The following is a 15,748-nucleotide window of genomic DNA, read 5'->3' on the forward strand; positions in this document are numbered from 1 at the left end:
GTCTCTCAGGCCGGCGGGCGCGACCGGGGCACCGTCACCGTGACCCGCAGCCCGTGCGGCTCGTGGTGGGCGTAGGCGATGGAGCCACCGCCCGCCGCGATCAGCGCCCGGGAGATGGAGAGCCCGAGGCCCGATCCCTTGATGTTCTGGTGCGCGGTGCTGCGCCAGAAACGGTCGCCGACGCGTTCCAGTTCCTCGTCGCTGAGGCCGGGCCCGCCGTCGGTGACCACGACCGTGGACGTCTCGCCGTTGGAGGCGACCCGGACCTCGACCCGCTCCCCGGCGGGCGTGAACTTCAGCGCGTTGTCGATCACCGCGTCCAGGGCGCTGGACAGGGCGATGGGATCGGCCCAGGCAGTGGTGGCCGGGCAGGTGCCGATCAACGACACCCCCTTGTCGTCGGCCAGCGGCGACCAGGATGCGACACGCTCGGCGGTCAGCTCACCCACGTCGATGAGCCGCAGATCGGAATCCGCGTGCTCGGCGAGCGCCAGGTCGAGCAGATCGTCGAGGACCGAGGCGAGCCGTTTGCCCTCGGTGCGGACGGAGGCGACCTCCTCGTTGCCCTCGGGCAGTTCGAGCGCGAGCAGGTCGATGCGGAGCAGCAACGCGGCCAGCGGGTTGCGGAGTTGGTGCGAGGCGTCGGCGACGAAGGCGCGTTGTTGCTCCAACACGTCCTCGACGTTGTCGGCCATCTCGTTGAACGACCGTGCCAGGCGCCGGAGTTCGGGCGGACCGCTGGCCACCGCGACCCGTGACTTGAGACGCCCGGAGGCTATGGCGTGGGTGGTGACGTCGAGGACGCGTACGGGCTTGAGCACCCAGCCCGTCAGCCGCAGCGCGGCACCGACGGCGAGGAGCATCGCGGCGATCTCGCCCGCGCCGATGATCAGCCAGCCGCGCAGGATCTTGGAGCGCATCTGATCGGTGGGCGAGTCGGTGACGACGGCCGCGACGACGTCACCGTCGTGGATGACAGGGGACGCGACGACGAGCCGACCCTCCTGCCAGGGCCACACCTGTTGCGGGTCGTGCGGGCGGCGCCCCAGCAGCGCCTCCTCGAAGGCGGCAAGCCCCTCCCCGTCGGTGGGCCGGCCCCACTCCACGGGGGCGTTGGCCATGGCCGGCTGGCTCTTCTCCCGGTAGAAGACGCCGGCCTTGATGCCGTACACGCGGTAGTACTGCTCCAACTCCCGCTGGAGGGTCTCGCCGCGGCCGTCCGTGGTGTCCACCCGGGATCCGCTCGGGCGCTCGGTGACGAACTGGGCGAGGGCCGCGAACCGCGCCGTGTCGTCGATGCGGTCGACGACCACCTCCTGCTGCCGCGCCGCCGCGAGGCTCACCGCCAGCGGAATGCCGAGGGCCAGCAGCACGGCGGCCATCAGGACGATGAGCAGCGGAAGAAGACGAGTGCGCACGCGGGCACGCTACGGCGTCGGGGCGACCAGCCGGTAGCCGACCCCGCGCACCGTCTCGATGAGGGCAGGCATCCGCAGCTTGGACCGCAGGGAGGCGACATGCACTTCGAGGGTGCGGCCGGTCCCTTCCCAACTGGTCCGCCACACCTCGCTGATGATCTGTTCCCGGCGGAAGACGACCCCGGGCCGCTGGGCCAGCAGCGCGAGCAGATCGAACTCCTTGCGGGTCAGCTGCACGACCGAGCCGTCCACGCTGACCTGCCGGGTGGGCAGCTCGATGAGCACGGACCCGAGCCGCAGCCCGCTGTCGCCGGACGACGCGGCCTCGTCGGGGGCCCGGCGGCGGGCGACGGCGTGGATCCGGGCGAGCAGTTCGCCGGTGTCGTACGGCTTGACCACGTAGTCGTCGGCGCCGAGGTTGAGGCCGTGGATCCGGGACCGTACGTCGGAGCGGGCCGTCACCATGATCACCGGCGTGCTGGTGCGCTTGCGGATCTTGCCGCAGACCTCGTAGCCGTCCTGGTCGGGCAGGCCGAGGTCGAGCAGGACGACCCCGAAGCCGTTGCCCTCGGGGACGAGCGCCTGGAGCGCCTCCTCGCCGCTGCGGGCGTGCGTGACGTCGAAGCCGTGCCGGGCCAGGACCGCGGACAGGGCGGCGGCGACGTGGTTGTCGTCCTCGACGAGGAGCAGCCTCATTCCGGCCCCTTTCCTGTTCGGTGGTCATGCGTTTCGGTCATGTGTGCGTCTCGGCTGGCACACATTACGCGCACGCGCATCCCGGGCACGCGCGTATCGGCTTCCTGGCAGTCACACTGATGGGTGAGGACGCCGTCAAGGCCGGAGGGGTTCCGCGCGGGTTCCGTTATCCAGCCGAAACGCCCCGCTCGGGCTCGTCACGTGCAGTGCCCGTCCGGCTACCAGATCGTTATGCTCAATTCTCGCTCAGATGTAATGACGCTGGTCGTCGCCGGTCACTACTGTCCTCCGAAACCGAGGAAGACGGAGCCCAAAGCGATGACCGAAGTTTCGGTGGTCAAGGACGCGGTGCCCGCGGCCGACGACCTGGTCGTCCTGAAGAGCGTCAACAAGCACTTCGGCGCGTTGCACGTACTCCAGGACATCGATCTGACGATCACCAGGGGCGAGGTCGTCGTGGTGATCGGACCCTCCGGGTCCGGCAAGTCCACCCTGTGCCGCACCATCAACCGGCTGGAGTCGATCGACTCCGGCGACATCACGATCGACGGCAAGCCGCTGCCCGCGGAGGGCAAGGCGCTCGCCCGCCTTCGGGCGGACGTCGGCATGGTGTTCCAGTCGTTCAATCTCTTCGCGCACAAGACCGTGCTCGAGAACGTGATGCTGGGACAGCTCAAGGTCCGCAAGGCCGACAGGAAGCAGGCCGAGGAGAAGGCGCGGAACCTGCTCGACCGGGTCGGCGTGGGAACCCAGGCCGACAAGTACCCCGCGCAGCTCTCGGGTGGTCAGCAGCAGCGCGTCGCGATCGCACGGGCGCTTGCCATGGACCCCAAGGTCATGCTCTTCGACGAGCCGACCTCGGCGCTCGACCCCGAGATGATCAACGAGGTCCTGGAGGTCATGCAGCAGCTGGCCCGGGACGGCATGACGATGGTCGTGGTCACCCACGAGATGGGCTTCGCCCGTTCAGCCGCCAACCGGGTGGTGTTCATGGCGGACGGCCGCATCGTCGAAGAGGCCGTGCCGGACCAGTTCTTCAGCAACCCCCGCAGCGACCGGGCCAAGGACTTCCTGTCGAAGATCCTGCACCACTGACGGCCCAGCCGACGCCCCTTCCGGCCCCCGGCACCCGCACCATGACGGTCCGCATCTCTTCACCACAAAAAGGATGTTCACCATGAAGTTCCGCAAGGCCTCCGCCGCTGCAGCCACCGCCCTCGTCCTCGCCCTGACGGCCACGGCCTGCGGCGGCGACGACAGCAACGGCAGCGACAACGGCTCCGACTCCGGTTCCAGCGGCGGCGGCAAGATCAAGATCGGCATCAAGTACGACCAGCCGGGCCTCGGTCTGAAGAACCCCGACGGTTCCTTCTCCGGCTTCGACGTCGACGTGGCGACGTACGTGGCCAAGGAGCTCGGCTACGACGCCAAGCAGATCGAGTTCGTCGAGACCAAGAGCGCCGACCGTGAGAACGCGCTGGCCCGCGGCGACGTGAAGTTCATCGCGGCCACGTACTCGATCAACGACGAGCGCAAGAAGCTCGTCGACTTCGCCGGCCCGTACCTGCTGGCCCACCAGGACCTGCTGGTCAAGGCCGACTCGGACATCAGCAAGGGTACGGACCTCAACGGCAAGACCCTCTGCTCGGTGACTGGTTCCACCTCGGCGGAGAACGTCAAGAAGGACATCGCTCCGAAGGCCCAGCTGAAGGAGTACGGCGGCTACTCGGAGTGCATCGCCGGCCTGCAGAGCGGCGCCGTGGACGCGGTCACCACCGACGACTCGATCCTCGCGGGCTTCGCCGCGCAGGAGAACTACAAGGGCCAGTTCAAGCTCGCGGGCCTGAAGCTCAGCAATGAGAACTACGGCATCGGCGTCAAGAAGGGCGACACGGCGACCGTGGACAAGATCAACGCCGCCCTCGAGAAGATGGTCAGCGACGGCGCCTGGGAGACCGCGGTCAAGGAGAACTTCGGCCCGGCCGAGTACAAGAACGAGCCCGCCCCGAAGATCGGCGTCATCGCCTAGTCAGCGAATATCCGCCACCAGCGCGGTTCTCGTTGTCGCGCCGCCGCCCGCCGCAAGGCGCGGTAAGGGCGGCGGCGCTCTGCGCCTGCCACGTATGCCACACACCCGGAAGCGCGGGAGACAGTGTTCGACTTCCTTTCGACTTACAACGACCCAACCTTCTTGGGTGCGTTCTGGATGACGGTCAAGCTCACCGTCTTCTCAGCCATCGGCTCCCTGATCTGGGGAACCCTGCTGGCCGCCATGCGCGTCAGCCCCGTGCCCCTCATGCGCGGCTTCGGCACCGTCTATGTGAACGTCGTGCGGAACATCCCGCTGACCGTCATCATCGTCTTCACCTCGCTCGGCCTCGCCGACATCTTCCGGGTGACGATGGGCGCGGGCAACGACGTCAAACTCACGGCGTTCCGACTCGCCGTTCTCGGTTTCGTGGCCTACACCGCGGCATTCGTCTGCGAGGCGCTGCGCTCCGGCATCAACACCGTGCCCGTCGGTCAGGCCGAGGCGGCACGCGCCATCGGACTGAGCTTCACCCAGGTCCTCGGCCTCATCGTGCTGCCGCAGGCGTTCCGGGCCGTCATCGGACCGCTGGCCAACGTGCTGATCGCGCTGACCAAGAACACGACCGTGGCCGCGGCGATCGGTGTGTGGGAAGCCGCCTACCTCATGAAGGGCATGATCGAGAAGGAGGCGCAGACCCTGCTCATCGGCGCGATCTTCGCCTTCGGATTCGTGGTTCTGACCCTTCCCACCGGCCTGATCCTGGGCTGGCTGAGCAAGCGACTGGCGGTGAAGCGATGAGTTCCGTTCTCTACGACGCCCCCGGCCCCCGGGCCAAACGGCGCAACGTGATCCTCACGGTGGTCTTCGTCGTCCTGCTGGCCCTCCTCGCGTGGTGGCTCTGGGGAGCGCTAGACAGCAGGAACCAGCTGGAGTGGAAGCTCTGGAAGCCGTTCTTCACCTCCGAGGCCTGGACGACGTATCTGCTGCCCGGTCTCGTCAACACGCTCAAGGCCATGGCGCTCTCCATCGTGATCGCCCTGCCACTGGGTGCGCTCTTCGGCATCGCGCGCCTCTCCGACCACCTGTGGGTCCGCATCCCGGCCGGTGCGGTGGTCGAGTTCTTCCGGGCCATCCCGGTCCTGCTGCTGATGCTGTTCGCCAACGAGGTCATCGCCCGCTCGATGAACGTCACCACCGAGCAACGGCAGCTCTGGGCGGTCGTCACCGGTCTGGTGCTGTACAACGCCTCGGTCCTCGCCGAGGTCGTGCGCGCCGGTATCCTCGCCCTCCCCAAGGGCCAGACGGAGGCCGCCCAGGCGATCGGCCTGCGCAAGGGCCAGACGATGTCCTCCATCCTGCTGCCGCAGGCCGTCACGGTGATGCTGCCGGCCATCGTCAGCCAGCTCGTGGTCATCGTGAAGGACACCGCGCTCGGCGGCGTGATGATCGGGTTCACCGAACTGCTCAGCGGACGCGCGACGCTGGCGGCGGTGTACGCCAACGTCGTACCCAGCTTCGTCGTCGTCGCGATCATCTACATCGTCCTGAACTTCATCATCACCAGCTTCGCGAGCTGGCTGGAGCAGCGGCTGCGGCGGGGCAAGAAGTCGACCGGAGCGGTCATCCCGGCCGCGGCTGTCGGGGGCACGACGGCCACCGGTGGGGAGGGCGGCGGTCTGCCCGGCCTCGGCACCTACGTCGAGAAGAAGGACACCTGACGATCGATCAGGTGACATCCGCCCAGGATGTCCCCCGATTCGCTCCCCGGAGGGCAGTGGCATGATCGCCACTGCCCTCCGTCACTTGACGCAAGCACCGGCAATGGGTTGCATACGTTCTGTGATCGTGCACCCTGCTCCAACTTCCTGTTCACCCACGTCCGCCGGGACGTCACGTCGGGCAGGGGGCGCCGCGCCGTGGATCCGGTGATCGTCGTCGGCGCGGGGCCCGTGGGGCTCACGCTCGCCCTCGCGCTGGCGCGCCAGGGCGTGCCGTCCGTGGTCCTCGACGAGGGACCGGGAAAGGACGAGCAGCGGCCGGCACGGACGGTGGTCCTGAACGAGGACACGGCCGCACTGCTGGAACGGTTGTCCGGCGCCCCCCTCTCCCGACTCGGCTTCCGCTGGGCCGGATGGCGGTCGATGCGGCGCAAGCAGGTGATGCGTCAGGTCCGATTCGGTGAGCCCGACGTCGAGGAGACGGGCATCCCGCCCCGTGAGGTCGCGAAGGCTGGGCGCGGCGGCCACGACGCCGTCGTTGAGGGTTCCGCCGACCTCCCCCCGCTCCACATCGCCCAGCACGTCCTGACCGCGGCCCTGCGCGAGGCCATCGCCGGTGAGCGGCTCGTCAAGGTCGTCGTGGAGAGCCGCCTCGACGCGCTCGAACAGGAGAAGTCCGGCGTCACGGCCCACACCCGTGGCCCCAAGAGCACCTGGTGGCGCGGCAGTTACCTGGTGGGGTGCGACGGCCCCCGCTCGACGGTCCGCAAGCTCCAGGACATCCGTTTTCCCGGCCGTACGGCGGTGGAACGGCACGCGGTGGCGGCACTGCGCGCGGAACTCCCCTGGCCGGGCGAAGCGTTGCTGCACCGCATGCCGCCCTGGCGCACGGCGGGCCCGTCCGGCGGGGAGATCACCGCGCGGCCCCTCGCCGAAGGTCTCTGGCGCCTCGACTGGCTCCTGCCACCGGGCAAGGAGCTCGTGACGCCCGAACTGCTCGTGGCCCGCGTCCGCGAGACCCTCGCCGGCTGGACGGGCGGCTCGACACCGCCGTACGACCTGCTCGACACCGGTGTCCACACCGTGCACCACCGGCTCGCCCGGCGCTGGCGGGTGGGCCGGGTCTTCCTCGCCGGCGACGCCGCGCACCTGCTCGGGGCCCTCGGCACCCAGGGTCTCGACGAGGGACTGCGGGACGCCGACAACCTCGCCTGGAAACTGGCCCTCGCCTGGCACCACGGCCCGCACGAGTCCCTGCTCGACAGCTACCAGACGGAGCGGCGCGCGGTCGTCGCCGCCCGGCTGCGCGCCGCCGACCAGGTGCTGCCGCTGCTGCGCGGCGGCAAGGGGCTGCGGTCGTACGTCCCCGGCTCGGCCCGGGGCCACGACGCACTGCTGGCCGACGGCCACCTGGGGCGCGGGGCACTGGGTGCGCCGGGGGCGTACTCCGATTCACCGCTCATGCCTCCGCCCGCCGACGGGGAGACACCGGTCGACACGCTGCCGGGCACCCAGGTCGTGGATGTGGAGGTGACGGCGGAGGACGGCACCTTCGTCCCGCTGCGGGACCGGCTCGGACGCGGGGCGCTGCTGGTCGTACTGATCGCGCCCGGCACCGGGGTGTGGGAGCGCAAGCACTGGATGAGCGCCGGGATCATGCCCCGGCTCGCCGCCGCCGTCTCCGCCCTGCCGCGGCCCGCCGAGTTGCTGGTCGCCGAGGCCTACCCGGGCGCGGCCGCCCACACCGTCCTCCTCGTCCGCCCCGACGGCTACCTCGTCACCGCCCTGAGCGGCGTGCGCCCGGCCGACCTGTACGCGGCCGCGGAGGCGACGCTGGGCGGGGCGAGGCAACAGCCTCAGACCAGCGACGCGGCGACGAGCGCACGTTGAGACGCCCTCGTGAGCCCCGGCCCCGTCGCCGACATCCGTAACCCTGTGTCCACATAGTGACGGTGAGTTGACCGTCCCGCCCGGTCATGGTCTACTCCGGTCCGTGACCGACACCTCTACGCGCCTGTGGCGGAGGGTCCATATGGACCTCGTCCGCTATGCGGGCTGCGTGTGTCGTCCGTCCTGCTGACTTCGCATCCCTCTTCTTTCGCGCGCGCCGGTCATATGAGGCCGCGCGCTCGCGAGCGAACGCACCTCAGGACGGTACCCGTGTCTGTGTCCCCCGTTGTTCCCCCCACTTCCACTTCCGCCGTCTCCGCCCCCACGCAGGCGGAACTGCTCGGCTTCGCGCGCCGGACCGCCGCCGACGCCGAGCTGATCGCGTCCCTTCCGCTCGACCCCGAGGGCCGTACCTGGGTACGGCTCGAAGGCCCCGGCGGCAGCGAGGCCTGGCTCATCGGCTGGCCGCCCGGCACGGGAACCGGCTGGCACGACCACGCCGACTCGGTGGGCGCCTTCGTCGCCGCGGCGGGCGAACTCAAGGAGTACTCGCTCGCCGTCCGGCTGCCCAGCGACGGCTGGAAGACCCTCGAGCTCACCGAAGGCGTCGACCGCGAGCGGCAGTTGTCCGCCGGCAAGGGGCGCTCCTTCGGACGTCACCACGTCCACGAGGTGCTCAACGAGTCCCGCGAGGAGCACGCGATCTCCGTCCACGCCTACTACCCGCCCCTCCCCCGCATCCGCCGCTTCAGCCGCACGGGCCAGGTGCTGCGCCTGGAACACGTCGAGCGCCCGTCCGACTGGCAGTGAGTCCGGGGCCCCCAGCGGCCCCAGCTCGTTCCCCCTTCCCCTGCACGCGGAGGCGGCATCCCTCGCCTCAGTACCCCTCGTCCTCCAGCCCCTCCGTCTCCTCCCCCTCCTCCTCCAGCGCCTGCCGGACCACGCGCAGGGCCATGCCCTCGGCGTAGCCCTTGCGGGCGAGCATGCCGGCGAGGCGGCGGAGGCGCTTGTCGCGGTCGAGGCCACGGGTGGAGCGCAGTTTGCGGGCGACCAGTTCGCGCGCGGTGGTCTCCTCCTGCTCCGAGTCGAGCTGGGAGACGGCCTCGTCGATCAGCGCCGAGTCGACGCCCTTGGTGCGCAGCTCCCTGGCGAGGGCTCTGCGTGCCAGGCCTCGACCGTGGTGCCGGGACTCGACCCAGGCGTCGGCGAACGCGCTGTCGTTGATCAGTCCGACCTCCTCGAACCTCGACAGCACCTCCTGCGCCACGTCCTCCGGGATCTCCCGTTTCTGCAGGGCGTCCGCCAGTTGTTTCCGAGTGCGTGGGGTCCCGGTGAGCAGGCGCAGACAGATCGCGCGCGCCCGCTCAGCCGGGTCCCCTGAGGACTCGCCTTTCTCGGCCCTCGACGAGAAAGACGAGCCCTCGTCCTGCGGCCCCCCGTCGTCCGGGCCGTCCCCCTGTTCCCTGAAGCCACGCCGCCGACCGCCCCGACCGCCGCGTCTGCCACGCGCGTCGCCGCCCGCACCGCGCGAGGGGCCGCCTCCGCGCCGACGGCTGCCGACGGCCGGACCCTCGGAGCGCGGGCCGTCCTCCCGCCGTACGACGTCGCCGTCACCGCCGTCGTCGTACGGTCGGAACTCCTCGTCCCCGTGCCGGTCCGCGCCGAATCCCCCGGTACCCCCGCCGGTACCCCCGCGCCCCCGGGTCTCGGGAGCACTGGGATACGCGTACTCGCCCCAGTCCGTTCTGCGCGTCACGGACTAGCTCTTCGCCGCCGTGGCCTTGGTCTTGGTGGCCTTGGCAGCCGGAGCGGACACCGCCTTCGCGGCGTCGTCAGCGGTGGCCGGGGCCGCGCCCGCCGCGTCCGTGCCCGGTTCGCCGGTGGGCTCCTCGGGCCGGACGCCGACGCCCAGCTTCTCCTTGATCTTCTTCTCGATCTCGTTGGCGAGATCGGGGTTGTCCTTCAGGAAGTTGCGGGCGTTCTCCTTGCCCTGGCCGAGCTGGTCGCCCTCGTACGTGTACCAGGCGCCGGCCTTGCGGACGAAGCCGTGCTCCACGCCCATGTCGATCAGGCCGCCCTCACGGCTGATGCCCTGGCCGTAGAGGATGTCGAACTCGGCCTGCTTGAAGGGCGGCGCGACCTTGTTCTTGACGACCTTGACGCGGGTGCGGTTGCCGACCGCGTCCGTGCCGTCCTTGAGGGTCTCGATGCGGCGGATGTCGAGTCGTACCGAGGCATAGAACTTCAGCGCCCGGCCACCGGTAGTGGTCTCCGGGGAGCCGAACATCACGCCGATCTTCTCGCGGAGCTGGTTGATGAAGATGGCGGTGGTCTTGGACTGGTTGAGCGCGCTGGTGATCTTCCGCAGGGCCTGGCTCATCAGCCGGGCCTGCAGACCGACGTGGCTGTCGCCCATCTCGCCCTCGATCTCCGCGCGCGGGACGAGGGCTGCGACGGAGTCGATGACGATGAGGTCCAGGGCACCGGAGCGGACCAGCATGTCCACGATCTCCAGGGCCTGCTCGCCGTTGTCCGGCTGGGACAGGATGAGGTTGTCGATGTCGACGCCGAGCTTCTTCGCGTACTCGGGGTCGAGGGCGTGCTCGGCGTCCACGAAGGCGACCTGGCCGCCGGCCTTCTGGGCGTTCGCCACCGCGTGCAGCGTCAGGGTCGTCTTACCGGAGGACTCCGGTCCGTACACCTCCACCACTCGGCCACGCGGCAGGCCGCCGACGCCGAGGGCCACGTCGAGTGCGGTCGAACCGGTCGGGATGACCTCGATGGGCTCCTTGGACCGGTCGCCCATGCGCATGACCGCGCCCTTGCCGAATTGTCGTTCAATCTGTGCGAGCGCGGCGTCGAGCGCCTTCTCGCGGTCGGTTCCTGCCATGGGTTCCACCCGGTTTGCTTGAGTCGATCGCTTCACGTGAAAGACGCTAACGCCTGCCACTGACAATGGGCCCCGACGCCCGCCCGGCCTGTGGATAACTCGGGCACTTCTCCACGAAAACCCTGCCGAACTCCCGTCGACAGCCACGCCGGAGGCTCCATAAGAATGGATGTTCGAATTTAGTGTCAAGCGACACCACGGGCCGTCCGGAGGACTTCCACAGAACCTCGGACCGCTTCGACGGGCCTTCCTGTGCGGCCGCGACGCCCGGAGGCCACACCCTACGGAGCGCTGCGTTCCGGCTGGGCGCCGCCCTTGGCCCCGGCGTCGGGCTCGGACCCGGCGTCGGGCTCGGACCCGGCCTGGGCCTCGGGGTCGTCCGTCGGGCGGTTCGTCGGGGGCAGCCGGTTCGCCTTCTCCTCCAGGAATCTGCGCAGTCGCCTGAGGAGGTTGCGGGAGCCGGATCTGCGGTGCCCGTGCACCCGGGGGTCGTCCGTGACGTCGTACCGCTTCACGTACGCCCCGAGGAAGGCCTGCAGGGTGGCGATGGCGGGAATGGCGATGAGCGCGCCGACCGCCCCGAGGAGGGCGGTGCCCGCGATGACCGACCCGAAGGCGACGGCCGGGTGGATGTCCACGGTCTTGGCGGTCAGCTTGGGCTGCAGCACATAGTTCTCGAACTGCTGGTATATGACCACGAAGACGAGGACCCACAGCGCGTACCACGGGTTGATCGTGAAGGCGATCAGCATCGGCAGCGCGCCCGCGAGATAGGTGCCGATGGTCGGGATGAACTGCGAGACCAGGCCGACCCAGACCGCGAGCGCGGGCGCGTAGGGCACGTCGAGGTACTCCAGCAGGACGTAGTGCGCCGCGCCGGAGATCAGCGCCATCAAGCCGCGTGAGTAGAGATAGCCGCCGGTCTTGTCCACGGCTATCTCCCACGCGCGCAGCACCTCGGCCTGCTTCGCGGGCGGCAGCACGGAGCACAGCGCACGCCGCAGCCGTGGTCCGTCGGCGGCGAAGTAGAACGAGAACAGCGCGATCGTCAGCAGTTGGAAGAGACCGCCCAGGACCTGCGCCGAGACGTCGAGGACGCCCGTCGCGCTGTTCTGCACGTACTTCTGGAGCCAGTCGGAGCGCAGCAGCCCCTCCTGGATGTCGACCCGCTTGAGCTCGGTGTGGAAGGTGGTGTTGATCCAGCTGATGACGGAGTCGAGGTACGCCGGGAAGTCCTCGACCATCTTGATGATCTGGCCGGCCAGCATCGAGCCGAGCAGGGTGACGAACCCCGCGGCCCCGATCAGGGTGATCAGGAAGACCAGGAAGGTGGCGAAGCCCCTGCGCAGCCCCTTCGAGGCCATCCAGCTCACGGCGGGCTCGATCGCGAGCGCCAGGAAGAACGCGATGAGGATGTTGACCAGCAGTCCGATCAGCTGGTGGAACGCCCAACTGCCCAGTTGGAAGACGGCTACGAGGGAGAGCGCGAGCACCATCGCGCGCGGCAGCCAGCGCGGCATACGGCCGCTGGGCACGGCACCGGGACCCGGGTCGGCCGGCGTGCCGACGGGAGGTGTCGTACCTGGCGGAGGTGCCTGCTGCTGGGACCTCGCGGTCTCGTCTGTGGGAGCCACGCACCAAGTTTCGCCCACGCCACCGACAATCAGTCGCCGCCCCCTGATCCTCCGGTGCAACGACCGACGTCCGCGTGGTGAAGTCCCGGGCTTTTCAGCGGTTTTCGGCGGGAACGCCCATGGTCGCGCACACCACGCGCCACACCTCCTTGGCCTCCCAGCCCGCGTCCAGCGCCTCGTGGACCGTGCGTCCGCCGAGGTCGGACATCACATGATCGCGCGCGAAGGTGTCGGCGTACCCCGCACCGAAGTGCTCCGCCATCCGCTGCCAGAAGACCGTCAACCGCATGACTCCAGTATCCCGCCCCAGGGGGTGGGCCTGCCCGGGACGGCTTTCCGATACCGCTTTCCGCTCTACGGTCGGAACCATGGCCGAAACCGGAGCATCCCCACTCCCCTCGTCGTCCCCGGCGCACACCCCGCTGGCTCGCGCCGAGCAGTTCATCTGGCTGACCGCGCGCGTGCTGGAGCAGCGCCGCTTCGCCTACCACTTCCTGGAGGGGAGCGCCGACGCGGTGGAGACCGCGCTGGCCGCCTACCGCAACGCCGACGAGGGCTACGGGCACGCGCTCGAACCCGATCTGCGCGGCCCCGTGAGCCAGCCGCTGCACACCGGGCACGCGCTGCGCGTCCTGGACTCGATCGGGCGCTGCGGCGGACAGCGGGTGGAGCGCGTGTGCCGCTATCTGACGTCGGTGTCGACGCCGGACGGCGCGCTCCCCGCGGTGCACCCCAGCCAGCGCGGCTATCCGGCGGCCCCGTTCGTGCCGATCGTCGACGACCCGCCCAGTGATCTGCTGGCCACCGGGCCCGTGGTCGGCCTGCTGCACCGCAACCAGGTGTGGCACGCGTGGTTGTTCCGGGCCACCGACTTCTGCTGGCAGGCGGTCGAGTCCCTGGAGAAGTCGCACCCCTACGAGGTGCACGCCGCGGTGGCGTTCCTGGAATCGGTGCCGGACCGCCCGCGCGCGCGGGCCGCCGCCGACCGGCTCGGCCGCCTGGTCCGCGAGCACCGGCTCGCCGCGCTGGATCCGGAGCGGCCCGGCGACTTCCCGGTGTCGGCCGGTTACGCACCTGGCGAGCACCACTACCCGCACGACTTCGCGCCCACCCCGGAGTCCCTCGCGCGCGCGTGGTTCACCGACGAGGAGATGTCCCGTTCCCTCGACTTCCTGGCGAGCGAGCAGACGGACGACGGCGGCTGGCCGATCCGCTGGCGCCAGTGGGCACCGAGCACGGCCATGGAGAGCCGCCCGATCGTGACGATCGAGGCACTGCGTACGCTGCGCGCGTACGGACGTCCGATCGGCTGAGGCCCGCTGCCGCAGGGCCGCCCGGTGCGTCATGCGGTCGTACGACAGTCGTGGCGGGCGTCAGCCCGTGATCGCCCGCACCCCCGCCGTCACGAGCACGGCTGCGCCCACGACGATCAGGAAGGGCGCGCGCCAGAGGAGCGCCAGGGCGGTCGCGGCGAGCCCCGCGGCCCTCGCGTCCACCACCAGGTCGTGGCCGACGGCGAAGGTCTGCTGGGCCGTGAGTGCGGCGAGAAGGGCCACGGGCACCAGGGCGGCGAGGCGGCGCGCGGAGGGGCGTTCCAGGACGCCCTCGGGCACCATCAGGCCGATCAGCTTGACCGCGTAGCAGCCGACGGCGGTGGCGACGACCGCGGTCCAGACGTTCACCGGGCGTCCCCCTGCCTGTCACCGCGCAGGCCGTCCTCGCCCTGCGGGTCGGGCCCGCCGTCGTCCTGCCCGTCCTCCGGCCGACCGCCTCCCTTCCGGCGGGCCACCCGCGCACCGGCGGCCCCGCGTCGACGCCCCTCCGCCCAGAGCACGACCGGGGCTGCCGTCGCGGCGACCAGGACCGGGACTCCGGCCGGCAGGACTGGCAGCAGCCCAAGCCCCAGGACGACGGCGATGCCCGCGACGGCGCGCTCCCCGGCGGTCTTCAGCATCGGCGCGAGGAGGGCCAGGAATACGGCGGGTCCCGCCGCGTCTAGCCCCCAGGCGCCGGTGTCGCCGATGGCCTCGGCGCCGAGCGCGCCGAGCAGCGTGCTGAGGTTCCACAGCACGTACAGGGTGAGACCGGTGACGGTGAAGCCGATACGGCCGGCCCGGCGCGTGGGCTGGGCAAGGGCGACGGCCGTGGTCTCGTCGATGACCCACTGGGCCGCGAACGGCCGCACCGCGCGCGGGAGGGCGAGCATCTGGGACAGGCGCAGCCCGTAGAACGCGTTGCGCACGCCCAGGAAGAAGGCCCCGGCGGCAGCCGTGAAGGGGCTGCCCCCGGCCGCGAGCGCGCCCACCAGGGCGAACTGGGAGGCCCCGGTGAACACCAGGAGGCTCAGCGAGCAGGTCTGGATCAGGCTGAGCCCGCTGCCGGCCGAGGTCACCCCGAAGGCGAACCCGGACAGGCCGACGGCCACCCCGACTCCGAGCGAGTCCCGGACGACCGCTCCGTCGGACTTCGTACCGCCACCGTCGTCTTGTGTCTCGGCGAGACGTGTCTGTTCATTCACCACGCACCGGACGGTACGAGCCGTCGGCGCTATCGGTCTTGTACGTTCTTGCGCCCCCGAGCGCCGCCCGTGCCTCCTTGCGCGTCCTCCGCCCCCTCACGCCCGCCTCCGGGACCGCCCACGCGTTCGCGCTGGTAGGCCCCCGGAGGCACGCCGACGATCCGGCTGAAGTGGCGGTTGAGGTGCGGCTGGTCCGTGAAGCCGACGGCGACGGCGGCATCGACCGGAGCCGTGCCCGCGTCGAGCAGGCTCCGCGCCCGCCGGACGCGGGCGTCGGTCAGCCAGGCGTGCGGCGGCATGCCGTAGGCCGCCCGAAAGGCGCGCAGCAACGCGAAGGGACTGGTGCCGAGGTCGGCGGCGAGCCGTTCCAGGGTCGGCGGGTCGACCATCCGCTCCGACAGCACGGCACGCGCGCGTGCCGCGACGGAGGCGCCTGCCGTGCGGACGGGGCGTCGGGGCAGCGGCCCGCCGTTCAGGCGCAGCAACCGCGTCACGGCGACCCGCAGCAGGGTGTCCGCGGCCAGCGCGTTGCCCTCGTCGACGGCCCGCAGCACCTGGTGGACGAGACCGGCGGCGTACGGGTCGTCGAGCACCGGACTGACGAAACCGGGGGTGCCGCGGATCGTGGTGGTATCGGCGGCGATCGCGGCCACCACGTCCGCCGACGGGTAGACCACGCCGTACCGCCAGCCCTCGGGCACACCCGCGCGACCGGTGTGCGGGGTGTCCGGGTTGACGAGGGCCAGGCTGCCCGGACCCGCGTACCGGTCGGCGCCGCCGTGGTGGAACACGTCGACGCCGTCGGCGATGGCCGCGATCACGAAGCTCTCGTGGGTGTGCCGCACGAATTTCTTCTCGACGTAGGTCGCCCGCAGCAGGTCGACCCCGGGCAGTTCCGCGTACCGCCAGTGCCTCGCCTGTTCCACCCGACCTGCCATACCCCCATTCTGCG

At 70.5% G+C, this 15,748-nt stretch carries 17 protein-coding genes; 8 read left to right on the forward strand and 9 right to left on the reverse strand.

Going from position 1 to position 15,748, the window contains the following annotated elements; all coding sequences use genetic code 11:
• Positions 1 to 5 precede the first annotated feature (5 nt).
• Together P8T65_RS12055 and P8T65_RS12060 are read right to left on the reverse strand one after the other, a co-directional pair.
• The gene (locus tag P8T65_RS12055) at positions 6 to 1,418 is read right to left on the reverse strand and encodes a HAMP domain-containing sensor histidine kinase (protein ID WP_316725397.1); all 1,413 of its coding nucleotides are present in this window, start codon (positions 1,416 to 1,418) and stop codon (positions 6 to 8) included.
• Between the two features lie 9 nt (positions 1,419 to 1,427).
• Entirely contained in the window at positions 1,428 to 2,114 is a 687-nt protein-coding gene (locus tag P8T65_RS12060) for a response regulator transcription factor (RefSeq protein ID WP_184900077.1), read from the reverse strand.
• Positions 2,115 to 2,432: 318 nt separating this feature from the next.
• On the opposite strand from P8T65_RS12060, the gene P8T65_RS12065 reads away from it, so the two are divergent.
• The 7 genes from P8T65_RS12065 to P8T65_RS12095 all read left to right on the forward strand — a co-directional run bounded on the left by P8T65_RS12065 (position 2,433) and on the right by P8T65_RS12095 (position 8,564).
• A complete protein-coding gene (locus P8T65_RS12065; RefSeq protein ID WP_316725398.1) occupies positions 2,433 to 3,209 on the forward strand; it encodes an amino acid ABC transporter ATP-binding protein in 777 nt (258 codons plus the stop codon).
• Between the two features lie 82 nt (positions 3,210 to 3,291).
• Positions 3,292 to 4,143: a glutamate ABC transporter substrate-binding protein gene (locus tag P8T65_RS12070; RefSeq protein WP_316725399.1), complete on the forward strand. Its 852-nt coding sequence runs from the start codon at positions 3,292 to 3,294 to the stop codon at positions 4,141 to 4,143.
• Positions 4,144 to 4,266: 123 nt separating this feature from the next.
• Complete coding sequence (locus P8T65_RS12075) at positions 4,267 to 4,944, forward strand: amino acid ABC transporter permease (protein ID WP_184900073.1); 678 nt, start codon at positions 4,267 to 4,269, stop codon at positions 4,942 to 4,944.
• Complete coding sequence (locus P8T65_RS12080; protein ID WP_316725400.1) at positions 4,941 to 5,864, forward strand: amino acid ABC transporter permease; 924 nt, start codon at positions 4,941 to 4,943, stop codon at positions 5,862 to 5,864. The genes P8T65_RS12075 and P8T65_RS12080 overlap by 4 nt, the downstream gene beginning before the upstream one ends.
• 198 nt (positions 5,865 to 6,062) lie before the next feature.
• Positions 6,063 to 7,754, forward strand: a complete 1,692-nt coding sequence (locus P8T65_RS12085) for an FAD-dependent monooxygenase (RefSeq protein WP_316725401.1) — start codon at positions 6,063 to 6,065, stop codon at positions 7,752 to 7,754.
• Positions 7,755 to 7,857: 103 nt separating this feature from the next.
• Entirely contained in the window at positions 7,858 to 7,944 is an 87-nt protein-coding gene (locus P8T65_RS12090) for a putative leader peptide (RefSeq protein ID WP_316731559.1), read from the forward strand.
• An 80-nt stretch (positions 7,945 to 8,024) separates the two neighbouring features.
• Entirely contained in the window at positions 8,025 to 8,564 is a 540-nt protein-coding gene (locus tag P8T65_RS12095) for a cysteine dioxygenase (protein ID WP_316725402.1), read from the forward strand.
• Positions 8,565 to 8,631: 67 nt separating this feature from the next.
• Here P8T65_RS12095 and recX read toward each other — a convergent pair whose 3' ends face one another.
• The 4 genes from recX to P8T65_RS12115 form a co-directional block, all read right to left on the reverse strand.
• On the reverse strand, positions 8,632 to 9,510 hold the full coding sequence (recX, locus tag P8T65_RS12100; RefSeq protein WP_316725403.1) for a recombination regulator RecX: 879 nt from the start codon (positions 9,508 to 9,510) through the stop codon (positions 8,632 to 8,634).
• Positions 9,511 to 9,513: 3 nt separating this feature from the next.
• The gene (gene recA / locus P8T65_RS12105) at positions 9,514 to 10,644 is read right to left on the reverse strand and encodes a recombinase RecA (RefSeq protein ID WP_316725404.1); all 1,131 of its coding nucleotides are present in this window, start codon (positions 10,642 to 10,644) and stop codon (positions 9,514 to 9,516) included.
• A gap of 281 nt (positions 10,645 to 10,925) precedes the next feature.
• Positions 10,926 to 12,278: an AI-2E family transporter gene (locus P8T65_RS12110; RefSeq protein ID WP_316725405.1), complete on the reverse strand. Its 1,353-nt coding sequence runs from the start codon at positions 12,276 to 12,278 to the stop codon at positions 10,926 to 10,928.
• A gap of 94 nt (positions 12,279 to 12,372) precedes the next feature.
• Positions 12,373 to 12,567, reverse strand: coding sequence for a DUF3046 domain-containing protein (locus P8T65_RS12115; RefSeq protein ID WP_184900059.1), 195 nt, complete (start codon positions 12,565 to 12,567; stop codon positions 12,373 to 12,375).
• A 79-nt stretch (positions 12,568 to 12,646) separates the two neighbouring features.
• Between P8T65_RS12115 and P8T65_RS12120 the strand changes: the two genes are divergently transcribed.
• Complete coding sequence (locus P8T65_RS12120; RefSeq protein ID WP_184900057.1) at positions 12,647 to 13,591, forward strand: hypothetical protein; 945 nt, start codon at positions 12,647 to 12,649, stop codon at positions 13,589 to 13,591.
• Positions 13,592 to 13,651: 60 nt separating this feature from the next.
• Here the strand turns inward: P8T65_RS12120 and P8T65_RS12125 are convergent, their stop codons facing one another.
• From P8T65_RS12125 to P8T65_RS12135, 3 genes are read right to left on the reverse strand one after another with little or no spacing between them, the layout of a single operon-like run.
• Positions 13,652 to 13,960 (reverse strand): AzlD domain-containing protein, encoded by a 309-nt coding sequence (locus P8T65_RS12125; RefSeq protein WP_316725406.1) that lies wholly within the window; start codon positions 13,958 to 13,960, stop codon positions 13,652 to 13,654.
• A complete protein-coding gene (locus tag P8T65_RS12130; RefSeq protein ID WP_316731560.1) occupies positions 13,957 to 14,796 on the reverse strand; it encodes an AzlC family ABC transporter permease in 840 nt (279 codons plus the stop codon). Before P8T65_RS12130 ends, P8T65_RS12125 begins: the two co-directional genes overlap by 4 nt.
• Positions 14,797 to 14,825: 29 nt before the next feature.
• The gene (locus tag P8T65_RS12135; protein ID WP_316725407.1) at positions 14,826 to 15,734 is read right to left on the reverse strand and encodes an AraC family transcriptional regulator; all 909 of its coding nucleotides are present in this window, start codon (positions 15,732 to 15,734) and stop codon (positions 14,826 to 14,828) included.
• Between the last annotated feature and the right edge of the window lie 14 nt (positions 15,735 to 15,748).

Origin of the sequence: Streptomyces sp. 11x1, from assembly GCF_032598905.1 — a bacterium.
Taxonomy (GTDB): domain Bacteria; phylum Actinomycetota; class Actinomycetes; order Streptomycetales; family Streptomycetaceae; genus Streptomyces.